Genomic DNA, 22,829 nt, shown 5'->3' on the forward strand with positions numbered 1-22,829 from the left:
TGGTGCAAAAATACAAAATATGTAAAGAGGAGCGAAAGTTTTGGGTATGACATTTAAAAGGGTTGAAAAGCGGATCATACGTGATCTTTTTTCCAGCTCACCATTTTTATTTTAAAGTCATTTTGATGATGCGGTTTTTTCCGGCGAAAACCACGGTGTTTGAATCGATCCACTCGCAGACGTAAAGGCCTTTTTCTTCGGAGATGATTTTCCAGGTTTTGCCGTAATCGCTGGAAAATTCAATGTTCTGATCACCGACTGCAATGATGTCTTTCCCTTTCGATTTCGGCCGGAATTTCACGCAGGTTTTATAACCGCCGTTTGTTCCGGATGCCTGGATCTGCCAGGTTTTTCCACCGTCATTTGTGGTTGCGATATTGTTGATGTTTTCGGCCTGTTTCGTATAATCTCCGCCAACTGCGATGCCGAAATTTTTGTCGTAGAAGTCGAGGGAATATATTCCTGTGGAAGAAGTTCCCTGGATGAAAGGCGTTTCAAAAGCTTCCCAGGTAAAAGGGTCACTCCAGGAAAATTTGAAAATTCTGGCTCTCATTCCGCCGGTGGCGATCCAAACTTTACCGCTTTTCATGGCGATATTGGTATTGCTTGCCGCGAAATGTGCTTCACCGGGAGAATATTTGGGGAAGTCAGGCCTTACTATTTCATGAGGATTTGCAATATTTTTAAAAAAAATTAGAGGATTTGCACTTCCACTCTTATTGGGATCACTTACGGCTATTCCTCTGTCGAACTTATCAAAAATAAACGCATCATAAAAAGCAGTTTTTGCAGTATCTATCTTTTGAACTGAATGATTCAACGTCTTCTTATTAATTTTAAAAAGGAAAGCCGGACTTAAAATATTTATGGTATAAAAGTATTTGCTGTCCTGCGCCAGTGTTCGGAATTCGAATTTTTCCTCCGAAAGTTTTATCTGCTTTTTATCCGCAGGATCTTTTAAACTCACATAACCGAACTTAGAATCGGTTCCGGAATACCAGACTTTATTGTCCCAGACCTGCAGGGCCCGAATGCTGATTTTATCCTGAAGTAAAGTCTGGAATTCGACTTTCTGGGCGAAAGCGACCTTTAAAAATAAAACAAGTACAAGCGCAAGATACTTTTTCATACGTTTTTAAACTTTAAAAATAAAAAAATCCCGCCACATGGGACGGGAAATAAATAACTCAATCTTACTTTTTCTTATACTTAAAGAAGTAGTAACCATAAACCACAGCGTGAATCACGACCATAGCAATGGAGAACATGATCAGTCCGCTGTCATCGGTTTCTGCATTCTGATGGTGCAGATAAGCCAGTACAGCCAGAACCACCGTAAGCGCCGCGCCGGAGATAGCCGTAACTGAATAATTTTTGGGATCGCCGGTCGTGTTGTTTGCTTTACCCAGGAAGGAATTTTTGATTCCGCGGTACAGATAAACATCGAGGCCGATCATCATCCAGCAAACCAAACGGATCCAGGTGTCGAAGGGCAGAAATGCCATCATGCCGAAACATACCAGAACTCCGAGCACAGGAATCAGCGGCACCAAAGGCGTTCTGAAGGCGCGCGGTGCATTGGGCTGCGTTTTTCTTAAAACCAAAACACCGATGCAGACCAGTATAAAGGCAAACAGAGTTCCGATACTGGTCATTTCGCCTACAATTCTACCGGGAATAAATGCAGCGAAAAGACTTACAAAAACGAGGAAGAACAGATTGGATTTATAAGGAGTACGGAACTTAGGATGAACTTCGCTGAAGACTTTTGGCAGCAAACCGTCTTTACTCATCGAATAGAATACGCGGCTCTGACCCATCAGCATCACCAAAATCACTGATGAGTAACCCAACAGAATCGCCAGGATAATAGTCGTATTCAGCCAGGGATAAGCGGGAACCATCTGGCCGTTGACCACACTTCCCATGGCTTCGATCGCTATGGCAACCGGCGCAAGGTGATCGCCACCGCCACCTGCGGTAAATTCTTTATAATGTACTACACCAACCATCACGTAAGCAAAAACAATATAAAGTACGGTACAGATCAGAAGTGAGCCCATGATGCCGATCGGCATGGATTTTTTGGGATTCTTGGTTTCCTGCGCGGCAGTTGAGACCGCATCGAAACCGATATAGGCAAAAAAGACGACCGCGGCAGCCCTTATAATGCCGGACCAGCCGTACTCGCCGAACTTGCCGGTGTTTTCGGGAATTAATGGCGTAAGATTTTCTGCTTTTACATACTTCCAGCCCACCACTATAAATGCGATGACAATGGCCACTTTTATAATAACTATCAGCGTATTTACAAATGCGGACTCACTGGTGCCTTTAATTAAAACCAGCGACATGATCACCACGATAAAAATAGCAGGCAGGTTCACAAGACCCATACCGCCCGATGAAGTGACATCAAAAGGGGTGGTCATCAAGTTTTCGGGTAATGCCACACCAAAACTGCTCAGGAATTTCCCGAGATAGCCCGACCAGCTCGAGGCAACAGTTGCGGCTCCCACGGCATATTCCAGGACTAAATCCCAGCCGATGATCCAGGCGATGAATTCGCCCATAGTGGCGTAAGAATAGGTATAAGCGGATCCCGCAACAGGAATCATCGAGGCAAATTCAGCGTAACACAAGCCTGCAAAAGCACAACCGATTGCGGCGATTACAAATGAGATCATAATTCCGGGGCCTGCATAATTTGCTGCAGCTAAACCGGTAATTGAAAAGAGTCCGGCACCAATAATTGCACCGATTCCCAGCGCAACAAGGGAGGCGGAAGAGAGTGTTTTTTTCAACCCCTTATCAGACTCGTCAGATTCTGTTAAAAGCTGCGAGAGGGATTTCGTTCTCCAAAGATTTGACATTTTTTGTTTTTTTAAGATTCCCAAAAATATAAAAATTTAGGTATGATTAACTATTTTTCCTCAGGTTTCTTTTTTGTAAAGGGAAGCGAACCCTTTAAAATGATGCCTTTTGGTTCTAAAGAAGCAAAACTGGCCTCTCATTTTACTATTTTCAAAACGAACATATTTGGTTAGCTTTGAATAATGATTTTAAAAGATATTTTCCAGTCTGATCTTGTCAAAGAAATTGAAGATTCCGGTAACCTGAAAAATTATGAAGCAGGTGAAACCATCGTGAACATGGATTCTTATATCAAACATATCCCGGTGGTTATTTCCGGAAGTATTAAAGTTATTCGGACCGAAGAAGACGGTCGCGAAATCCTGCTCTACTATTTAACGCCCGGTGAAAGTTGCATCGTTTCTATTTTTGCGGGAATGAAAAATGACACTTCTAAAATTAAAGCCATCGCAGAAGAAGATGCGGACATTATGCTGATTCCAGCGGATAAAGCCAAAGAATGGGTGAAGAAATATCCGGACTGGACAGAATTTATTTTTGACCTTTATCAAAAACGATTTGAAGAATTATTGGATGTTGTGAATTCGGTGGCTTTCCAAAAAATTGATACGAGACTTTTACACCTCATCAAACAGAAAACTCAACTGTATAATTCCAAAGAAATTTCGGTAACGCATCAACAGTTAGCCGATGAATTGGGAATTACACGTGAAGCAACGAGCCGAGTTCTGAAACAAATGGAAAAAGACCATCTTTTAATTCTCTCCCGAAATAAAATTGAACTTCTGTGATATAGATTACTGTAGTCCCAATTTGCCTAACCTAAATTTGCAGTATTAAATCAATCAAATACTCAAAATTATGTTAGATACCATTAATAATCTTTTCGGATTCAAAAAAACAGATTATGCTGACCTTGTAAAAAAAGGTGCAATTATCCTTGATGTTCGCAGCAAAGGTGAATTTGCGGGTGGCCATATTAAAGGTTCCATCAATATTCCGGTGGATCAACTTCAGAATAATCTTGGCAAATTAAAAGACAAAAACAGAACGATTATTACGTGTTGCGCTTCCGGGATGAGAAGTGGTTCTGCGAAAACAATTCTTTTGAATAATGGCTATACCGACGTTCACAATGGTGGTGGTTGGGGAAGTTTAAACGGTAAAATTTAAACGCATCATTATATTCCATTCTTGAAACCTCGATTTTTCGGGGTTTTGCTTTAGCACGAAACCTTGAGAATTTTTTCTGCTAACGGATTTCACAGACTTACACGGATTACCCTTTTAAGTGAGAATGACAGAGTTACTGATTAAAAACCTGTGCATATCTGTTGAATCTGTGTGGGAAATGCATTTCAAACTTTTAATAACACTTAACCTTGTCAAGCTTTGGAACCTTTAAAAGGTTGAATTCATCTGTGTAAATCTGTAAAAGCCGTGCGAAAGAACACTGCTAACTTTCGATGTTTGTAGACTCTGTAACATTTGTCACTGTGCAGGATTTTTTACTGCAATACTTTTGTCATCAAATAATTTACACTTGAAAAAAGTATTATTTCTCCTTTTTATTTCTACAAAATTTTTCGGGCAAGACACCATTCAAATTTCTAAAAAAGATTTAGAATCCAGAATTGAAGGTCAAAACCTCTCCGTAAAATTAGCGAATGATGAAGTGAATTCTGCGCAAGCCGGTTTATTGCAAACCCGCGCGATGTATTTGCCAAACGTCACCGCGTCCTACACGGGAACTGCGACCAACAGTCCTTTAATAGCATTTGGCACAAAACTCAACCAATCCAGAATTACGATGATGGATTTTATGATGATGATCCCTATTCCACTTTCGTTGGTTGGAATTGTACTCGGACACTGGTTATTAGGCGCTTTCTTTACGGCAATATCCTTTATCGGAATGATTGCTTTAGCCGGAATTATGGTGCGAAACTCGATTCTTATAATTGACTTTATTGAAATCCGTTTGAAAGAAGGAGCACCAATAAAACGCGCAATTATTGAAGCCGGAGCAGTCAGAACTACACCGATTCTATTAACAACTGGAGCAGTGGTGATTGGCGCAGTGGTGATTTTATTCGACCCGATTTTCCAGGGATTGGCAATTTCATTGGTATTTGGAGCTATCGTTTCTACGCTTTTGACTTTGATCGTGATTCCACTGATTTATTATATGTCTGAAAAGAAAAAATGGACACACAACGAACCTGCGGTCATCGAAGCAGAATCTGTTTCAATTGAAGAAGATCTTCAAGATTAATTAATACAAAAAATTTGTCATTCCGCAGTTTGTCACGCTGAAAGCGTCTATGCGTTGAGATTGACTTCGTCGAACCACTTCGTTAGGTTTCCTCCGGAATGACAAATTCTAATCTAAATAAACAACTAATTATAAAATTATTACTCATCCCCGCAATCAAGGAATTTGAAAGCGAAGTCAAAAATATTTTGGTAAAATCAGGAGTAAAATCTTTTACCTACAATGTGGCAAAAGGTTTCAAAAATGACGCTCAAAGCAACGCAGTCAATAATTGGTTTGCTTCTTCTTATGCAGAAACAGACTCCTTACTATTCACTGTTTTTGTACCGGAAGAAAACACGCCTTTAATTATTAAAAAAATTGAGTAAATCAATTCAGGAAAAGAAACATTATCCAAAGTGCACATTGCTTTGATCAATTCGGAACAGCAATTTTAAAAAAATAAATATTAAAATACATAAAATGAAAACCAGAATAAAACACGCTTTTGCGGGAACAATGATTTTGACAAGTACCCTTCTGTCCATTTACGTCAGCCAAAATTGGTTGTGGCTGACGGGATTTGTAGGAATTAATTTACTACAATCTTCGATAACGAATTGGTGTCTGTTGGATAAAATCTTAGGAAAACTGGGAGTTCGTAATGAAGGTAATTCTTGTGAAGTTTAAATTTGTACAAACTTATGTAAAACCTTGTCAAGGTTCAGAACTTTGAAAAGGTTAATCTTAGCAATTCCCTTCAATTAATTTTGCGGGGGATTTTGTCATTTACACTTTTGTCATTCCGAAGGAATTTCTACGTAGAGACGCTTCCAGCGTGACAAATATGGTGGTTTTGTAACGGTAATTGTCATTCCGAAGGAATCTCTGCACTATCAATAAATCCTTTTATCCTTCCGTAGGAATCTCAAAATGCCAATTCAAGAATTTTAAGTCAGGATTTAAACTTTTAATCAGATCTAATTTTAATTCTCTTCGTAAATCTTTGATTTCTTTTTCTCTTGCAATAGCAAGTTGAATCCAGCCAAAATGTTCATAGTAAATTAGAAACTCAACATTATATCGAGCAGTAAAACTTTTTGGATTCTTTTTTTCTCGATGTTCTTTCAACCTTCGTCTGATATCGTTTGTAACGCCTGTGTATAAAACGGTCCTGTTTCTATTGGTTAAAATGTAAACGTAGAAATCATAAATCCCTTCTGTAAATTCAATCATGGAAATGTGTTTTTACTAAATTAATAAATTACAGTTTACTTTCAATTATTTTATCACCAATAGTTCTTTAGTTTACTCTTTATTGATATGTCAAATCCTTCTGACGCATGCTTTTGTCATTCCGGAGGAATCTCTACACGGAAACGATTCCAGCGTGACAAAAATAGTGGCTTCTTGACGATCATTTGTCATTCTGAAAGAATCTCTTCGTCGGTTGTGTATGTGTGTGAGACGCTTCCAGCGTGACAAACTTTGTGGAAACTAATTATTCAATGCTACATTCGTCATTCCGGAGGGATCTCTACGCCGAAGTGATTCCAGCGTGACAAAAATAGTGGCTTCCTGATGATCATTTGTCATTCTGAAAGAATCTCTTCGTCGGTTGTGTATGTGTGTGAGACGCTTCCAGCGTGACAAACTTTGTGGAAACTAATTATTCAATGCTACATTCGTCATTCCGGAGGAATCTCTACGCGGAAACGATTCCAGCGTGACAAAAATAGTGGCTTCCTGATGATCGTTTGTCATTCTGAAAGAATCTCTTCGTCGGTTGTGTATGTGTGTGAAATGCTTCCAGCGTGACAAACTTTGTGCAAACTAATTATTCAGTGCTACATTGGTCATTCCGGAGGAATCTCTACGTAAAAACGCTTGCAACGTGACAAAAATGGTGGCTTTTGACGACCATTTGTCATTCTGAAAGAATCTCACGCCGCAATTTCATCACCTCTTATCGCAATTCATTGAGAAGTTGACTTTCAGACAACTTCTGAGACTAAAGTTTCACTTAAATTTTATTTTCAGAAAAACTTATCTTTGAGCTCATGAATTTCCATGATCTCTTCCTGACACCTTACGAATCTTACGAACCATATCAGATTGTTCTGGAAGCAATCGCGACGATATTCGGTATTTTAAGCGTTTATTTTTCCATTAAAAAAAACATCTGGGTTTATCCGACAGGAATTATTTCAACGGCACTTTACGTTTACATTCTTTTTAATTTCGGTTTGCTCGGCGACATGATGATCAACTTCTATTACACCGTGATGAGCATCTACGGCTGGATTCTTTGGTCGAAAAGTTCCGAAGACCACATTCACGTTGAAGTTTCCTGGGCGACAAGAAAAGAATGGATCTTCGCCGGAGTTTTATTTCTCGTAAGTTTAATTTTAGTCACTGTAGTGTATTATTATAAACCATTTATCGACAATCATTTCGCAATGGAAAACGTCAGGCTTGGCCTGTACCATTTGGATTGGGCGAATTGGCTGGATGTTTTCACCACTGCAATTTTCCTGGTCGGAATGTGGTTGATGGCAAAACGGAAGATCGAGAACTGGATTTTCTGGATCCTGGGTGACCTGATCTGCATTCCCATGATGATCTATAAAGGCTTGGGGATCACCTCTATACAATATCTCGTGTTTACCGCGATGGCTGTTGCCGGCTATATCGAATGGAAAAAGAGTGCTCAACCTCACCATGTTACACCGTAGAAAAAAATAGTTGTAACAGTTTCACTCTTTCTCAAATTTATCGTGAATGAGAATATGTTTGCTGAAGTAACCGTATTTTAAAGACACTGTACTGAACATCCCGAACTCTTCAATTTCAGAACTGCAAAATGGATATAGTTTAAGGCTGCAGACGCTCTCATTAAGTTTTCAGTATCTTTGCACTCCCCAAATTTTGGGCTTAAATTACTTAAGCAATGCAGACTACCATAGAATTTTATAAATATCAGGGTACAGGAAATGATTTTGTACTGATAGATAATCGTGACCAGACTTTCCCCAAAGAAACAGAATTGATCAGCCAGCTTTGCGACCGAAGATTCGGTATCGGAGGCGATGGTCTCATCCTTTTGGAAAATGACGAAAACGTCGATTTCAAAATGGTGTATTACAATTCCGACGGCAATGAAAGTACCATGTGTGGCAACGGCGGCAGATGCATTGTCGCTTTTGCTCACTTTCTGGATATTTTCGAGGACAAAACAAAGTTCACCGCGATTGATGGACTTCATGAAGCGGAGATAAACAACGGAATCATTAAACTCAAAATGATCGACGTTGATGTCATTAAAGAAAATGAAGGAAATTTCGAATTGAATACAGGCTCGCCGCATTACGTAACCTTCGTGGAAAAGTTAAAAGATTATAAAGTTTTCGAAAACGGTAACAAAATCAGAAATTCTGAGTCTTATTGTCAGAACGGAATCAATGTGAATTTTGTGGAAGAACTTGGCAGTGATCAGCTTTTTGTACGAACCTACGAACGCGGTGTTGAAGACGAGACCTTCAGCTGCGGAACAGGCGTTACCGCCTCGGCGCTGGTTTATTTAAAAGACAGAGATTCCCAGTCAGTTGAAGTACGTGTTTTGGGCGGAGACCTGAAAGTTTATGCGGAACGAAACGGCGAAGGCTTTAGAAATATCTGGCTGGAAGGTCCCGCAAAACAGGTTTTCAGGGGAAAGATCAATTTATAAGCGTTTTTGAAAAACAGATGAATAAAAACTCAGGAATAATTTCAGCTATAGCGTTGCTTTTGCTGCTTGTCGGTGGTTATTTCGGCTATCAGTTCTACAGCAAATACTTCGGAAACAATGTGGCAAAAGAAGGTTTTGTTCTCATTCCCCATTCTGCAAATTTTAACTCAATCCTCGATTCTATCGGGCCGTATTTAAAGAATAAAGACCAGTTTGCCGAAGTAGCGAAAAGTAAAAACATGAACCGCTTTTTCCAGGCCGGCCGCTATAAAATTACAGACGGTAACAGCAATACCGATCTTGTAAATATGATTAAAGCCGGAAACCAGACTGAAAACACTTTCCGTATAGGCGATTTCTTTACGGTTTACCAAATGGTGGGCAAAGTGGCAAAGAAAACAGAACTCGATTCACTGCGCTTTGCAACAGACCTCAATAAAATTGCAGTCGGAAAAGGCCTTTCAAATGCCGAAGATCTAAAAAAATACTTCTTTATCGATACCTATAACTTTTTCTGGACAGTCACACCTAAAGAGTTTTTCAAAAAGTTTGAATACCAGTACACCGAATTCTGGTCGGCAGAACGAAAAGCCAAGGAACAGAACGCAGGTTTAAGCCGTGATCAAATATATGCACTCGCTTCATTGGTATATAAAGAAACAGGCGGCAAACCCGATGAAATGCCGACTGTTGCCGGACTTTACCTGAACCGTTACCGCAAAGGCATGAAGCTCCAAAGTGATCCAACCGTTATCTATGCAGTCAGTAAAGCCAGTAATTTTAGAGATGCGCCGCTGAAACGTGTTATGTATAAGCACCTTCGCCAGGATTCCCCTTACAACACATATGCAAATGTTGGAATTCCGCCGGGACCGATTTGCGTGGTCGACAAAAATTCAGTTGATGCCGTTTTAAATGCAAAGAAGAATGATTTCATTTATATGTGTGCAGATCCGGCGCGACCGGGTTTACATAAATTTACCGCCAGCGCTGCAGAACATGAAGTAAATGCCAGGGCATATCAAGACTGGCTGAACTCCAGGGATATCAGGTAAATAGTAGGGAAAGTCAAACTTTATAATGGAATTATCGGTCTCATTATGAAGTGCATGGAATTTTAAACAAAAGTTTAATTTAACTTTTAAAGTGAATAGCAATCAGTATATCAGAACAAAATAATATTATGAGGAACAGGATGGAGATGTCATCAATCATCAGAAATAGGACGATCGGATTAACGTTCGTTTTAGGGGCTGCAAGTTTAGCCTTTGCGCAGCAGAAAGTAAATGTAACCGGAAAAATTGCAGACAGGCAAAATAACTTTGTGCCTTACGCGTCGGTAACTTTCAGCAACAAAGCCAACAAACTCTACAGTGATGCGACACTTACCGATGAAAAAGGAAATTACCAGATCGCGCTGACGCCGGGTAATTATGATGTGATTATCGAGGCTATTGATTTCAAAAAGTCCACAGTGAACAAGCAGATCTCTTCAGCAGGAAATCTGGGAACCTTTACCGTGGAATATGAAGGTTCTGCCACGAACGCAAAAACCCAGGATATCCAGGGTGTAACAATCACGGCGCAGGCAGTGAAAGCGTATCGCGTAGAAATTGATAAGAAAGTCTACGATCCGTCATTGGATATCGTGGCAAAAGGAGGAAATCTTCAGGATGTTTTGGCCAATGTGCCTTCGGTAGATGTTGATACAGACGGAACTGTCTCCATGCGTGGCAATACGAATGTGCGGTTTTTAATTAATGGTAAACCTTCGTCAATGCTTGGTATTGATGATGGTGCCAACGCTCTGCAATCGATTCCCGCCGATCAGATCGAAAGAATTGAGGTGATCACCAACCCTTCATCTAAATATGAAGCCAGCGGAACTGCCGGAATCCTGAACATCATCCTGAAAAAATCAAAAAAAGTAGGTTTTAACGGAAGTGTGGAGGGAACTTTGGGATATTTACCCACAAGCAGATTAAACACCAATCTAAGCTGGAGAAAAGGGAACTGGACGTATTATATTAACGGCGGTGGCGGTTACAGCAGAAATAAATCCACAAACAATTCTGAATTCAATTCATTCCTGGACCCCGAAACACTGACCGACGGATTCTCGGTAAGATCACTCCAGAACAGTGAGAATAAAAGTGAAAACAAATACTACAACGTCACAAGTGGTTTCCTGGTAGACCTTACAGAAAAAGCCACGCTGAACGCCTCGGTAATGTTCAGAAACTACAACAACGAATCCACGGGAAATACTGCGTATTTTGATCATGTGATCATCAAAAACAGAACGGCGGCGGGATATCCTAATGTTCCCTACACCTTTGAGGACCAGTTTACCAACCGCTTAAATGAAGGTACAAATGTGAACAATTCCTTTCAGGCAGATTTAGGTTATGACCAGAAAATCGGTGACAGCGGCCAGCTTCTGTCACTTGCCGGAAGCTATCAGAAAAGTAAAAGCGACGGAAATTCTGTGACTACCGAAAATGGTTTCGATAATGAACTCGACATTCCTACAATTGCCCTTAACAATATTCTTACGGCCTCCGAAAACACCAAATATCTCGCGAAAGCTGATTATGAACTTCCGATTGGCGAATCATCAAAATTTGAAGCGGGCGCAAGATTCGACGCGAACAAAAACGATTATGATTATTTTGTAGACGAAAGCAGAAACAACGGGCCGGTTGCAGTACTGCCCAATTTTACCAGCCAGACTTCTTACCAGGAAAATATCCTTGCGGCTTACGCGCAGTTTAAAAGTAAGATCGATAATTTCGGTTATCAGTTGGGTTTAAGAGCTGAAAATACTGATATTGATGTCAACTTCAAAAGAATCAGCGATGCTGAGCAGATCAATGTGAGTAAAAATTACCTTAAATTTTTTCCAAGTGTATTTTTGAGTTATGATCTGGATAAGAATAATCAGCTTTTACTAAATTACTCCAGAAGGATCAACAGACCGAGGTCATTTTTCCTGATACCATTCATGTCGTATAACAACAACAGAAACCTCTTCAACGGTAATCCTGATCTTAATCCGACTTACGAGAATTCCTTTGAACTGGGTTATAACCTATCAAAAAATAAACTCACCATTAATCCTACCCTTTATTACAAAAAATCACAGGATGAGGTGAATATGTATCAGTACAGCGGTCTGAATGATGACGGAAACACGGTGATCTACACCATGCCGGTCAATGCAGGAACCGAGGCGCAATATGGTTTGGATATTAATGCGACTTACGATCCCTTCAAGTGGTGGAAAATCATGGGAAGTGCAGATCTTTTCGGTTATAAAAATGAGGGCAGTTATAATCTGTTCCCTGGCAATCCCCTTACTGAGATCGATTTTTCCGGTGATGGTTTCTCTACGCGCTTCCGTTTGACAAACACCTTTAAACCAACGAAAACAACCAGCTTTCAAATCCAGGGCTTTTACCGTGGCGCACAAAATACCGTGCAGCAGAAAAGAGAGCCAATGTACGCGGTTAATTTAGGTGCCAGCCAAACAATATGGAAAGGCAACGGTACGATCTCATTTAATATCCAGGATATCTTCAACACGCGGGCGCGGGAAAACTTCCAGACTACCGCAACTTATTCCCAGTACAGCTATATGCAATGGCAGCCACGACAGTTCAGTATTTCACTGAGCTACCGTTTCAAACAGGGAGACAAAGTAGAGGCGCCGAAACGTAAGAAAGACATCAACAGCAATTCCAGCGGAGATGATGATCAAGGTCCACCAATGTAAAAATCAGTTCACAACTGACAGCTGACAGTTGACAGTTGATAAAATTATTAAACCATAAAAAAATCCTGAAAATAATTTTTTTCAGGATTTTTCAGTTGTAATCTGATGTCTCGTGTCTCACGTCTCGTGTCTCGTGTCTCACGTCTCGTGTCTCACATCTCGGGTCTCGTGTCTCGTGTCTCACGTCTTGTGTCTCGTGTCTCGTATCTGCCTCCTAACCGCGATTCACCAGATATTTCTGCCATTCCCAGGTTGTTCTTAAAGCTTCTTCCAAAGAAGTTTCCGCTTTCCAGCCTAATTCTTTTTCGGCTTTATCGGCGTTTGCGTAAGCAACAGTAATATCTCCTGCTCTTCTTTCGCAAATTTGATACGGAACTTTCACATCATTTGCAATTTCAAAAGCATTCACCACTTCCAAAACTGAAGATCCTTTGCCCGTTCCGAGATTGTAAATATCTATAACTGTTTCGGACGTTTCATTAAGCAGTTTCTGCAGCGCCTTTACGTGCGCCTTTGCCAGATCGACCACATAAATGTAATCGCGGATCGCCGTACCGTCTGCCGTTGGATAATCATTTCCCCAGACCGATAGTTTCTCACGAATTCCAGACGCGGTTTGTGTAACGTAAGGAACAAGATTATTAGGTACTCCAATTGGTAATTCTCCTAGCAAAGCAGTTGGATGTGAACCGATTGGATTAAAATATCGAAGCAAAGAAACTTTCTTTTTGTAAGCCGTAGCAAAATCTTTCAGGATCTCCTCGCCCATCTGTTTGGTTTTTCCGTAAGAGGATTCCGGAAGTTTCAGCGGAGTATTTTCGTCAATTGGCATTTCGTCTGCCTGTCCGTACACCGTACAAGACGAACTGAATATAAAGTTGGAAATATTTCTGGTTTTAAATTCCTGTAAAACATTGATCAGAGAAAACAGATTATTTTCATAATAATCCAAAGGTTTTTCCTGACTCTCGCCTACTGCTTTGTAAGCGGCAAAATTAATGCAGCCATCAATTTCATAAGCATCAAAAACCTGGGAAAGCAATTCCTTTCTTTTTAAATCAAAGGGAAAAAACACAGGTCTTTTTCCTGCTACTTTCTCAATATTATCAAGAATAAATTTTTCTGAATTTGACATATCATCAACAATGATGACCTGAAAATTATTTTGTAAAAGTTCTACAACAGTGTGAGAACCGATATAACCGAGACCGCCGGTAACGAGTATTGTCATATTATTAAAGTTGATAAGTGATGATTTATTGATTTTATGATTTTCCTATTTCGTCGATATCACTGTACAATTCCTTATATTTAAACAGGTTAATAAGAATTAAGTACGATCCAATAAACACCGATTTCTTAAAACTTTGATCACTGAAAATCCCAAAATATAAATTCCAGCAAACCATTGAGAAATACCAGATACACAGCGGTAAGAAAGTGATGTTTATTAAAAGAACAGTTTTACGGAATTTTTCAAATAAGGAAACCGTTATTGCTAAATTTAAAATAAAAAAAATCAGGTCAAAGATGAAGCCTTCTAAAATAAATGATGCCTTTCTAAATCTAAGTAAAACCAAAGTAAAGAGCAGAGTAATTGCAGTGTGAATCACGACCGAAACTATAAAAAGCCATTTAAACTGAAAGATGCTTCTTCTTAAAACTGCTTATTCATAAACTCCAGAACCGCATCGGTAATATATTTCAGCTGCTCCTCATCCAGTTCTGTATGCATGGGTAAAGAGATCACCTGATCGAGCAGTTTATCGGTATTTACGAAATCTTTCGGATCGCTTTCCTGATAATAGGCTTTTTGCTTTCTCAGAGCCACGGGATAATAAATCATTGCGGGAACTTCCTTCTCTGCGAGGAACTGCTGCAGTTCATTCCGTTTTCCGTTGGTAATCCGAAGTGTGTACTGGTGGAAAACGTGCGAAGAATATGCTGCCCGTTTCGGCGTGAGAATGTGTTGATGTCCGGCAAAAGCTTCATCGTAAAAATCCGCTGCTTTTCGGCGGGCTTCGTTATAGTGATCCAAAAGCGGAAGTTTTTTGCGCAGAACGGTAGCCTGCACACTGTCTAAACGCGAATTTACCCCGATCTCATCATGGTAATAGCGCTCATACATGCCGTGGTTTACAATTCCGCGTATTTTATGGGCGAGTTCATCATCATTGGTAAAAATTGCACCGCCATCGCCGTAGCAGCCTAAATTTTTCGAGGGAAAAAAAGACGTGGTTCCAATAATTCCCATTGTTCCGGATTTCTTCACAGTTCCGTTTGCAAAGGTAAAATCGGCACCGATCGCCTGTGCATTATCTTCAATTACATGTAAATCATTTTCCTCGGCGATCTTTAAGATTTCTTCCATATTCGCGCACTGCCCGAAAAGATGTACGGGAATGATGGCTTTTGTTTTTGCAGTAATGGCCGCTTTCAGTTTTTCGGTGTCCATGGTAAAAGTGTCATAATCAACATCTACTAAAACCGATTTCAGTTTTAAGAGCTGAATAACTTCCACAGTAGCAGCAAAAGTAAAATCTGCAGTGATGACTTCGTCTCCCTCCTTTAAATCCAGTGCCATGAGTGCGATCTGCAAGGCATCGGTTCCGTTTGCACAGGGAATTACGTGTTTTACACCGAGATACTGCTCCAGCTCTGTTTGAAACGATTTAACTTCAGGCCCATTAATAAAAGCTGCAGAGTTCAGGACATTGAGCATCGCATTATCTACATCTGCTTTAATCTTGTAATACTGACTCTGCAAGTCGACCATCTGAATCTTTTTCATAAAAAATATTTGTTCAAATTTAGCGAAATTAAATTTTTGAAAAAATTAAAATTCTGTCATTCTGCCGCCTTTAATTTAAATTATTAAAATCCCGGCCGGCTTTGTAAAATAGAACACCTTACCATTGATAACAATTTTGGAATACAGTGTAATTTTTTAATAAATAGAAATTAAATCATGTTTTGCATAAATATTTTTTATCAATTGTTTTACATTTACAGCACTTTAAAGAATGATCAATATGAAAAAACTACTCTCTCTATTTGCGCTTGTGCTGTTTGTAATTTTGCAGGCACAGACGGAACTTGTCTTTGTTTATTTTAAAGACAAACCAAATAAAGCAGCGTTCTACGCAAATCCAGCCGGTGAGCTATCCCAGAAATCCCTGGACCGCCGCACAAGGCTTGGCATTGCGCTCAACGACCAGGATGCGCCGATCGAACCTTCTTACATCCAGAATATTGTGGACCTTGGTTACACGGTAACAGATTACAGCAAGTGGATGAACGGTGTGGCAGTAAATGCTACGACCGCGCAGATTGCAGATTTAAAAACTAAATCCTACGTAGCCTCCGTCGAAAGGTTCATTAAGCATGACGGCGGAAAAGCAGAACCACACAAACGGAATAAGTTCGATGAGTTTAACAACACCACCGGAAAAACAGAATTTAATTACGGCTCGGGCCTTGCGCAGATCGAGCAGATCAATCTCCGTCCGCTGCATATCGCCGGCTATACCGGCACGGGCGTTACTATTGCCGTGATCGACACGGGTTTTCCCAAAGTAAATACCGGTTCTGCTTACGCGAGAATCCGCAACAATGGGCAGATTAAAGGCGGCTATAATTTCATTAATAAAAGTACCGACATTTATAACTCCGGTCTTAATAACCATGGTTCCTACTGTTTAGGCACCATTGCGGGATATGTGCAGAATTCATTTGTAGGATCAGCACCCGATGCTGATTTTTACCTTTATGCCACGGAAGATGCCGTAAATGAAATTCCCGAAGAGCAGCTTTACTGGACCGAAGCTGCCGAAGAAGCCGACCGGAAGGGCGTTGATGTCATCACGACTTCCCTGGGTTATTACGAGTTTGATGATCCGCGTTACAATCTGCTGTATTCGGACATGACGGGAAGCGTTTCCTTTATTGCCAGAACCGCACAGATCGCCACAGAAAAAGGAATCTTTGTGCTCGCGGCTGCCGGAAATGAAGCCGAAAACTCCTGGCATTATATCATCACACCGGCTGATAACGAAAAAGTATTCAGTGTGGGCGCGGTAACATCTTCGGGTGCAAGCTCCAGTTTTTCATCTTTTGGTCCAAACGCCCTGGGTGTGGTAAAACCTGACGGCAGTGCGCGTGGGACAAATACGTATATGGGCTATAATAACGGTGTTACTTCTGCCAGCGGAACCTCATTTGCAACGCCGCTTTCGGCGGGCGGTGTGGCCTGTCTGCTCCAGGCAATGCCCACAAAACCTTTACCGGAAGTGCGGCAGTTACTCCGCGGTTCAGCTTCACTGTACCCGAGTCATTCGGATCAGCTGGGCTATGGCATTTTGAACTTTGGTAAAGCGCTTACTGATTCACAGCTTGCCAGTGCAGAAATCTCGAAAACTGAAATTAAGATCTACCCGAATCCGGTACGTACAAATTTCACGGTGCAGACTTCAGAAAAAATTCTTTCCGTAGAACTTTATGATTCGCTGGGCAGAAAAGTAGAGACATTGTCTCCTTCAGCAACTCATGACATTCAGCAATTGGCGAAAGGCGTCTATTATGTAAAAGTTAAAACCGCGAAAAACGAGTATATTGAAAAACTGCTTAAACAATAAAGTTTACGGTAATTCTTATTTTAAAGACCTTCGTAATGAAGGTTTTTTTATGCCGAATTCCGGCTGGCATTAATGTTTCCGAAAAGTGAGCGCATCACGAGTTTTTCGTACGCCTCCCGGTTGCCTTCTTCTTTCTGGATTTTAATTAAAGCAAACTGCTGTATCGTGAGCAGCGGCAACACAATTTTCTCGCGGATCTGCACCGATTTCTGAGAAAGCGGCTCCTCTTCCATAAGTACTTTAAAACCTGTAAGCTCAAGCATCATGGTTTTTGAGAGTTCGTATTCCTCAAAAATGACCGTCCAGAATTCACCGAACTTCGGGTTGTTGCGCATGTACGAGGTGAGCGGGAAGTAAGATTTGTTCATGCTCATCATTGAATTAAGCACCAACGTTTTAAAGAAATCCGAACCCCTGTAAAGGTCTACCGCCTCCTGAAAACGGCCTTGGTCTTTCAGTGTCTTCAACGCAAATCCGAACCCGAAAAAGCCCGGCACATTCTGCTTGAGCTGACTCCAGGAACCTACAAAAGGTATGGCGCGCAGATCTTCGAACCGCAGTTCACCGCCGGCACCCCGCTTGGTGGGGCGGCTGCCGATATTGGTTTTGCCGTAATATTCCAGCGTGCTCATTTCCTGCAGATACGGTACAAACCGCGGATGAGCTTTCAGCGCTGCGTATTTTTTGTAACTGATTTCTGCAAGTTCACCCATCAGCTTTCTTTCAGTTTCGGTAAGGTCTTTTTTTGAATTTTTGAAAACGGAATTCTCAATGCCGGCGGTGAGCAACTGTTCAAAATTATACTTGGCCTGGTCCTTATTTCCAAAAACGCTGGTGATGGTTTGCCCCTGAATGGTGATTTCGATTTTGTGGTTGGCGATGGTCTTCCCCTGCGAGGCGTAGAAATCGTGTGTCTTGCCGCCACCGCGCGCCGGCGGTCCACCGCGGCCATCAAAAAAAACAACTTTGATGTTATGTTCATCCGACACCTTTGTTAAGCGTTCTTTCGTTTCATAAATTTCCCAGTTTGCTTTCAGATATCCGCCGTCCTTGGTGCCGTCGGAAAATCCCAGCATGATGGTTTGTGTCTTACCGCGTTTTTCAAGATGCTTACGGTAAACCGGCAGCTCATAAAGTTTTTTCATCACTTCCCCAGCTTCGTCCAGGCCTTCCATGGTTTCAAATAACGGTACGATATCGATATTGATGTCTTCCTCTTTATAACCACACATTTTAAAAAGTGCAAAAACATACAGCACGTCCTGCACTTGTGTGGAGTTTGAAATGATATAACGGCTCAATCCGCGCTCACCGTTTTTCTGCTGTATATTTTTTACATTGCTGATATTTTCGAGTGTATCTCTTGTAATTCCTTCAAAATCTGCGGGATCTAAAACCAGCCTATTTTCCAGAAACCACGCGAGCTGCTCTTCGGAAGAAGTATTGCCCAGAGCTTTACCGGATTTTTTTTCAAAGATTTCATTCGTCACCTGCTGATGGACTTTACTGTCCTGGCGCAGATCAAGAGTCGCAAAATGCGTCCCAAAAATCCGGACGCGGTCGCGGAATTCCTCCAAAAGACTCAGGAATAACCCGTTATGCTGTTCTACGATAATTTTTTCGGCTTCATCAAGATGTGTGATGATCCGGGCTGAAGTGATATCAGCATCTGCCACAAAAATCGCGGCATAAAGCTCATGGCTCAGCGTTTCTAAAATTTCGGACACACCGCGGAAACTCAGTCGTCTTCTTAGGTTTTTCAGGTGTTCATAGTAGGACTTTAAAATAGAAGAATGAAGTTCGGCAGCCACCTTCCGGGTAATTTCAGCGGTGACGAACGGATTACCGTCGCGGTCACCACCCGGCCAGAAACCCAGTTGGATCATATCAGCTGCCGGATGAAATTTCTGAGTACCAAAAGAACTTTTGATCTTTTTATAAAGTTCACCTATTGTGTCATAGTATACATAACGCAAATAAAAAATAATGCTCATGGCTTCATCCAGCGGCGTGGGTTTTTCTTTATTTACAAATGGCGTTTTGCCGAGCTGCTGAAGCAGCATGTCGATTTCCGTAACAGAATCTTTCATGATCGCGGTGCGCAGATCGTGCAGGATCCGTTGAACAGCGTTGGGGTAAAACTGGGTGGGATGCGCCGTGAAAACCACTTTAATACCAAAATCCGCCATCTTTTCGCGCGTAGCCTGAAGCTGGTGTTCCTGTGAAGCACGCTCATGGAGCTGCAAAACTGTGCCCGCATCGTTTTCTGAATGCAAACCCGGGAAAGCCGCATCTTCGATACTGTCGAAAAGCACCACCTGGCGCTCGATGTACTGTATGATCTTGAAAAGAAGTTCTGTGCGCTGCGCCTCATTTTCAAGTTCGGTGTGCTTCGCGAAGAATTCCTCCATGATCGTTTCGGGACTTTTCCCTTCTTCATAACCGGCCTTGCTCTCTTCGTATAAAAAAGGCAGCAACATACCGATGTTACTCATTTTATCGTAAGGCAGACTCATAAAAAGTGAATTATAAATCTGGAATTTATTTTCCACCAGCTGCCGGAATTTTTCTGTTTTTTCTTCGTTTTGCATCAAACAAATTTAGACTATTTAAATTTTTATGTGAATGAATTTTCTTACTTTTAAAACAGATTACCGCGGGCAATCTACCGTTTAAGATGAAATTATTTAAAGTTCTAACCTTTTTTCTCTGTATTGGTATTTTTGGGCAGGATGGCTTTAAGATTTCCCACCCGGCAAAAACCGTGATTCCTTTCCAGCTCATCAATAACCTTATTTTTGTGCCGGTTAATATAAATGGTGTGGATTTAACCTTTCTGCTGGATTCGGGAGTGAATGAAACGCTGCTCTTCAGTCTGGAAGACAAAGAAATCAACTTCAATGACATTGCAAAAATAAAATTTTCGGGTCTTGGCGAAAACAGAGATGTGGAAGGTTTGCGGTCGGATAATAACATCATCAGAATTGGAAAAGATTTTAAGGATTTAAAGCAAACCGTATTTATTATTCTTGATGAAAGCATTAATTTCTCTTCGCACGTGGGAATTCCTGTAAATGGGATCATTGGTTTTCAGTTCTTCGAAAATCATCCTGTTCAGATTGACTATATCTCTAAAAAAATTACCGTTTTCAATGATGAAAAGCGCTTCCGGCAACGCCTCAAACGGTTTACGCCCTTCCCAATCACGCTGGAGGCAAACAAACCTTATCTCCAGGCGGGCATTGAACTTACTGATCACAAAGCAGATTCCAAAATGCTTCTGGATTTGGGAAACAGTGATGCGGTCTGGCTTTTCCCAAAACTGATCAAAGATTTTGTGTACAACCGCCCAAACATCGATGATTATTTGGGCCAGGGATTTAACGGTGATATCTTCGGGAAACGCAGCCGCATTCATCAGCTTTATATTGGCGATTTTGTTTTCGATAAACCACTTGCTGCTATGCCCGATGAATATTCACTACAAAATCTTCGGCTGGTTCCGGACCGGAAAGGTTCGGTAGGCAACGAAATTCTGCGCCGCTTCACCATAATTTTCAATTACCCTGAAAAAACACTTTACCTAAAAAAAAACAAAGACTTTGATGATCCTTTTCTGATCAACAAAAGCGGTCTGGATATTCAGCATGACGGCATGACTTGGGAAAAAGATATCGTGCGTGTGGAAACCACGCCCAGGCAAACAGAAACTGCGGGCGAACCTGTTTATGCTGCAGAACAGAGTTTTAAATATAATTTTATCCTAAAACCGCAGTATTCCATCGCAGGCTGTCGGAAAGATTCGCCGTGTTTTACGGCCGGCATAAGGAAAGGTGACCGCATCATTAAAATCAACAGAAAAAAAGCCGGCGAATATACTTTACAGAAAATCACCGATCTGCTGAAGCAGCCTGATGGCACCAAAGTTACCTTCGAAATTGAACGTGACGGCAAGACTTCAATCTTTGTGCTTACCCTTATAGATCCCATACCTTACCGAAATGGAAATTAAAGAAACCCTGTTGGATTCGGTGAGGTCGCGACCAAGATTTAAAATTTACAGCAACCTGAGCCGTGAAAAATACACACAGTTGCTCAAGGATTTTTTAACTGAAAAGAATCATTCCTACACCGGAAATATAAATTCCGAAACTGCACTGATCCGTGTAAAAAATAACAATACACAGTTCTGGAAACCCTGCCTGGCATTGCGCACGGAAACCGAAGGAAACAAAACGGTACTTCGCGGCGTTTTTGGTCCTACTTCCGCGGTGTGGACATTCTTTATGTTTCTATATTTTATTCTGGCAATTTGTTGGATGGTGTGCATTACCCTTTGGTACGTGGAAAAACAGATCAAAAGCAGCGATTTCCCGTGGGCACTTACCGGTTCCTTCATTGTACTTTTTCTACTCGCCATAACTTATGCCGCCTCACAGGTAGGCAAAATCCGGGCGAAGAGCGAAATGCAGAAACTTCGGGACTTTGCAGAGGAATCCCTGCGAACTTTTGAAAAAAATCAGGCTGCGGGATTTTCCGAAGTTTCCGACGAGGCGAGCTGAGACTTTACTTTATCAGTTTTCGCCTGTTCCTCCAGAATTTTATCGAGATGCGGTTTAATGATCTGCTCAAATTCGGGCAGCGCAATGTCGTTGGCTTTCGAATCCTTCAGCAGATTTAGCCACGGTTTTCTGCCGCCCCACGGATAGTCGCCGTATACGATCACCGGCGTTCCGTTGGCCTTTACCGTTGCACCACCTTTATTCAGTGTCCACTGATCTGCCCAGTTATAAAGAAATTTAGCATCATCCTGCAGAAGCCTTAAACATGAGTGCGACGCGGGGAAACCCGGCAGATCATATTCGTGCCAGCCAATCCCCAAACTGTTGTGAATATTGAAATTGTAGGGCAATTTCCAGTCGCTGTCGACAGTGGAGATCGCCAGTTCTTTTTTCCAGTTGGCGAACATGAGACCACGTTTTGTCTGCGCACTTTTTTTACCCAGACTTGTCGGACCCCACTTCACGAGTTTTCCCTGTTCATACAGCGCATACGCCTGCACAGGATAAGAAAAGAAGGCAATTTTGTGCACGTCTTTCAGCATATCTACATTTCGCGGAAATGGCGCATAAATCGCTAAAGTTTCATCGAATTTATCGGGAACGGCAAGCGTATCGGCACGCCATTTATTTTTGGTATCCAGCCGGTTAAGTGCAAGGATTACCGCACGCTGAGCGGCAGTGTAATTTTTATTAAAAGCTGTCGTCGCCGAATCTTTCTTCTTCTTTGGAAAAACAAATGGTGTATAGGTGACTTTTTGCTTTTCAAGTTCTGCCTGAACTGCAGAATCCTTTTTGGCAGCCGACACCGAATCTTTTCGTGCCTGGATCTGCGCATCTTGTTGCGACTGTACCTCATCTTTTTTACATTGAAGGATAACAGTAAGCGAAATAAAAGCAAAAGATAATTTAAGAACTGAAAATTTCTTCATTTTTAAGAACATGGATATAATTTGCGTACAGTTTGCAAGAATAATACCATTGGTCCGCAGATGTGGCTGTTAAA

General features: G+C 41.3%; 19 protein-coding genes and 1 pseudogene. 13 read left to right on the top strand and 7 right to left on the bottom strand.

The annotated features are described in order from the left end of the window. Positions 1–106: 106 nt before the first annotated feature. Positions 107–1,129, bottom strand: a complete 1,023-nt coding sequence (locus tag H562_RS0110800; RefSeq protein WP_027377519.1) for a WD40/YVTN/BNR-like repeat-containing protein — start codon at positions 1,127–1,129, stop codon at positions 107–109. A gap of 64 nt (positions 1,130–1,193) precedes the next feature. Then, the gene (locus H562_RS0110805) at positions 1,194–2,873 is read right to left on the bottom strand and encodes an amino acid permease (protein ID WP_034691090.1); all 1,680 of its coding nucleotides are present in this window, start codon (positions 2,871–2,873) and stop codon (positions 1,194–1,196) included. Between the two features lie 42 nt (positions 2,874–2,915). Here H562_RS0110805 and H562_RS15825 point away from each other — a divergent pair, with 42 nt between their 5' ends. From H562_RS15825 to H562_RS15580, 6 genes and pseudogenes are all read left to right on the top strand, one after another. After that, on the top strand, positions 2,916–3,047 hold the full coding sequence (locus H562_RS15825; RefSeq protein ID WP_262493290.1) for a hypothetical protein: 132 nt from the start codon (positions 2,916–2,918) through the stop codon (positions 3,045–3,047). Positions 3,048–3,056: 9 nt separating this feature from the next. Next, positions 3,057–3,665, top strand: coding sequence for a Crp/Fnr family transcriptional regulator (locus tag H562_RS0110815; protein ID WP_027377521.1), 609 nt, complete (start codon positions 3,057–3,059; stop codon positions 3,663–3,665). Positions 3,666–3,735: 70 nt separating this feature from the next. Further along, positions 3,736–4,047 (top strand): rhodanese-like domain-containing protein, encoded by a 312-nt coding sequence (locus H562_RS0110820; RefSeq protein ID WP_027377522.1) that lies wholly within the window; start codon positions 3,736–3,738, stop codon positions 4,045–4,047. A gap of 649 nt (positions 4,048–4,696) precedes the next feature. Continuing rightward, positions 4,697–5,149: pseudogene (locus tag H562_RS15575) on the top strand (efflux RND transporter permease subunit); the annotation flags it as partial. A gap of 98 nt (positions 5,150–5,247) precedes the next feature. After that, the gene (locus H562_RS0110830) at positions 5,248–5,517 is read left to right on the top strand and encodes a hypothetical protein (protein ID WP_027377524.1); all 270 of its coding nucleotides are present in this window, start codon (positions 5,248–5,250) and stop codon (positions 5,515–5,517) included. Positions 5,518–5,611: 94 nt separating this feature from the next. Next, entirely contained in the window at positions 5,612–5,818 is a 207-nt protein-coding gene (locus H562_RS15580; protein WP_084466361.1) for a YgaP family membrane protein, read from the top strand. A 219-nt stretch (positions 5,819–6,037) separates the two neighbouring features. Here the strand turns inward: H562_RS15580 and H562_RS0110835 are convergent, their stop codons facing one another. Further along, positions 6,038–6,364 (bottom strand): GIY-YIG nuclease family protein, encoded by a 327-nt coding sequence (locus H562_RS0110835; RefSeq protein ID WP_027377525.1) that lies wholly within the window; start codon positions 6,362–6,364, stop codon positions 6,038–6,040. 824 nt (positions 6,365–7,188) lie between these two features. Here H562_RS0110835 and pnuC point away from each other — a divergent pair. The 4 genes from pnuC (at position 7,189) to H562_RS0110855 (ending at position 12,630) form a co-directional block, all read left to right on the top strand. Next, complete coding sequence (gene pnuC / locus H562_RS0110840; RefSeq protein ID WP_027377526.1) at positions 7,189–7,863, top strand: nicotinamide riboside transporter PnuC; 675 nt, start codon at positions 7,189–7,191, stop codon at positions 7,861–7,863. A gap of 215 nt (positions 7,864–8,078) precedes the next feature. Continuing rightward, complete coding sequence (gene dapF, locus H562_RS0110845) at positions 8,079–8,855, top strand: diaminopimelate epimerase (RefSeq protein WP_034691092.1); 777 nt, start codon at positions 8,079–8,081, stop codon at positions 8,853–8,855. 17 nt (positions 8,856–8,872) lie between these two features. Next, on the top strand, positions 8,873–9,910 hold the full coding sequence (gene mltG, locus H562_RS0110850; protein WP_027377528.1) for an endolytic transglycosylase MltG: 1,038 nt from the start codon (positions 8,873–8,875) through the stop codon (positions 9,908–9,910). A 128-nt stretch (positions 9,911–10,038) separates the two neighbouring features. Next, a complete protein-coding gene (locus H562_RS0110855; protein WP_027377529.1) occupies positions 10,039–12,630 on the top strand; it encodes a TonB-dependent receptor domain-containing protein in 2,592 nt (863 codons plus the stop codon). A gap of 214 nt (positions 12,631–12,844) precedes the next feature. Here H562_RS0110855 and galE read toward each other — a convergent pair whose 3' ends face one another. Beyond that, complete coding sequence (gene galE, locus H562_RS0110860; protein WP_027377530.1) at positions 12,845–13,861, bottom strand: UDP-glucose 4-epimerase GalE; 1,017 nt, start codon at positions 13,859–13,861, stop codon at positions 12,845–12,847. A gap of 426 nt (positions 13,862–14,287) precedes the next feature. Beyond that, the gene (locus tag H562_RS0110870; protein WP_027377532.1) at positions 14,288–15,421 is read right to left on the bottom strand and encodes a DegT/DnrJ/EryC1/StrS family aminotransferase; all 1,134 of its coding nucleotides are present in this window, start codon (positions 15,419–15,421) and stop codon (positions 14,288–14,290) included. 241 nt (positions 15,422–15,662) lie between these two features. Here H562_RS0110870 and H562_RS0110875 point away from each other — a divergent pair, with 241 nt between their 5' ends. Beyond that, entirely contained in the window at positions 15,663–17,264 is a 1,602-nt protein-coding gene (locus H562_RS0110875) for a S8 family peptidase (protein ID WP_027377533.1), read from the top strand. 47 nt (positions 17,265–17,311) lie between these two features. Here H562_RS0110875 and H562_RS0110880 read toward each other — a convergent pair whose 3' ends face one another. Then, positions 17,312–19,855 carry a phosphoenolpyruvate carboxylase gene (locus H562_RS0110880; RefSeq protein ID WP_027377534.1) on the bottom strand — a complete coding sequence of 848 codons (2,544 nt, stop codon included), beginning with the start codon at positions 19,853–19,855 and terminating at the stop codon, positions 17,312–17,314. Positions 19,856–19,941: 86 nt separating this feature from the next. On the opposite strand from H562_RS0110880, the gene H562_RS0110885 reads away from it, so the two are divergent. After that, complete coding sequence (locus H562_RS0110885) at positions 19,942–21,276, top strand: retropepsin-like aspartic protease (RefSeq protein ID WP_027377535.1); 1,335 nt, start codon at positions 19,942–19,944, stop codon at positions 21,274–21,276. Then, entirely contained in the window at positions 21,266–21,826 is a 561-nt protein-coding gene (locus H562_RS15025; RefSeq protein ID WP_051190486.1) for a hypothetical protein, read from the top strand. The genes H562_RS0110885 and H562_RS15025 overlap by 11 nt, the downstream gene beginning before the upstream one ends. On the opposite strand, the gene H562_RS0110895 is transcribed toward H562_RS15025, so the two are convergent. Then, positions 21,784–22,755: a L,D-transpeptidase gene (locus H562_RS0110895; RefSeq protein WP_034691142.1), complete on the bottom strand. Its 972-nt coding sequence runs from the start codon at positions 22,753–22,755 to the stop codon at positions 21,784–21,786. The two genes, H562_RS15025 and H562_RS0110895, sit on opposite strands and share 43 nt — an antisense overlap. Positions 22,756–22,829: the final 74 nt, after the last annotated feature.

This window comes from Kaistella palustris DSM 21579 (genome assembly GCF_000422265.1).
Taxonomy (GTDB): Bacteria; Bacteroidota; Bacteroidia; order Flavobacteriales; family Weeksellaceae; genus Kaistella; species Kaistella palustris.

Coding starts and splice junctions, on each gene's coding strand:
- H562_RS0110800 (WP_027377519.1), bottom strand. CDS start 1,129: ATGAAAAAGTATCTTGCGCTTGTACTTGTTTTATTTTTAAAGGTCGCT.
- H562_RS0110805 (WP_034691090.1), bottom strand. CDS start 2,873: ATGTCAAATCTTTGGAGAACGAAATCCCTCTCGCAGCTTTTAACAGAA.
- H562_RS15825 (WP_262493290.1), top strand. CDS start 2,916: ATGATTAACTATTTTTCCTCAGGTTTCTTTTTTGTAAAGGGAAGCGAA.
- H562_RS0110815 (WP_027377521.1), top strand. CDS start 3,057: ATGATTTTAAAAGATATTTTCCAGTCTGATCTTGTCAAAGAAATTGAA.
- H562_RS0110820 (WP_027377522.1), top strand. CDS start 3,736: ATGTTAGATACCATTAATAATCTTTTCGGATTCAAAAAAACAGATTAT.
- H562_RS0110830 (WP_027377524.1), top strand. CDS start 5,248: ATGACAAATTCTAATCTAAATAAACAACTAATTATAAAATTATTACTC.
- H562_RS15580 (WP_084466361.1), top strand. CDS start 5,612: ATGAAAACCAGAATAAAACACGCTTTTGCGGGAACAATGATTTTGACA.
- H562_RS0110835 (WP_027377525.1), bottom strand. CDS start 6,364: ATGATTGAATTTACAGAAGGGATTTATGATTTCTACGTTTACATTTTA.
- pnuC (WP_027377526.1), top strand. CDS start 7,189: ATGAATTTCCATGATCTCTTCCTGACACCTTACGAATCTTACGAACCA.
- dapF (WP_034691092.1), top strand. CDS start 8,079: ATGCAGACTACCATAGAATTTTATAAATATCAGGGTACAGGAAATGAT.
- mltG (WP_027377528.1), top strand. CDS start 8,873: ATGAATAAAAACTCAGGAATAATTTCAGCTATAGCGTTGCTTTTGCTG.
- H562_RS0110855 (WP_027377529.1), top strand. CDS start 10,039: ATGAGGAACAGGATGGAGATGTCATCAATCATCAGAAATAGGACGATC.
- galE (WP_027377530.1), bottom strand. CDS start 13,861: ATGACAATACTCGTTACCGGCGGTCTCGGTTATATCGGTTCTCACACT.
- H562_RS0110870 (WP_027377532.1), bottom strand. CDS start 15,421: ATGAAAAAGATTCAGATGGTCGACTTGCAGAGTCAGTATTACAAGATT.
- H562_RS0110875 (WP_027377533.1), top strand. CDS start 15,663: ATGAAAAAACTACTCTCTCTATTTGCGCTTGTGCTGTTTGTAATTTTG.
- H562_RS0110880 (WP_027377534.1), bottom strand. CDS start 19,855: ATGCAAAACGAAGAAAAAACAGAAAAATTCCGGCAGCTGGTGGAAAAT.
- H562_RS0110885 (WP_027377535.1), top strand. CDS start 19,942: ATGAAATTATTTAAAGTTCTAACCTTTTTTCTCTGTATTGGTATTTTT.
- H562_RS15025 (WP_051190486.1), top strand. CDS start 21,266: ATGGAAATTAAAGAAACCCTGTTGGATTCGGTGAGGTCGCGACCAAGA.
- H562_RS0110895 (WP_034691142.1), bottom strand. CDS start 22,755: ATGAAGAAATTTTCAGTTCTTAAATTATCTTTTGCTTTTATTTCGCTT.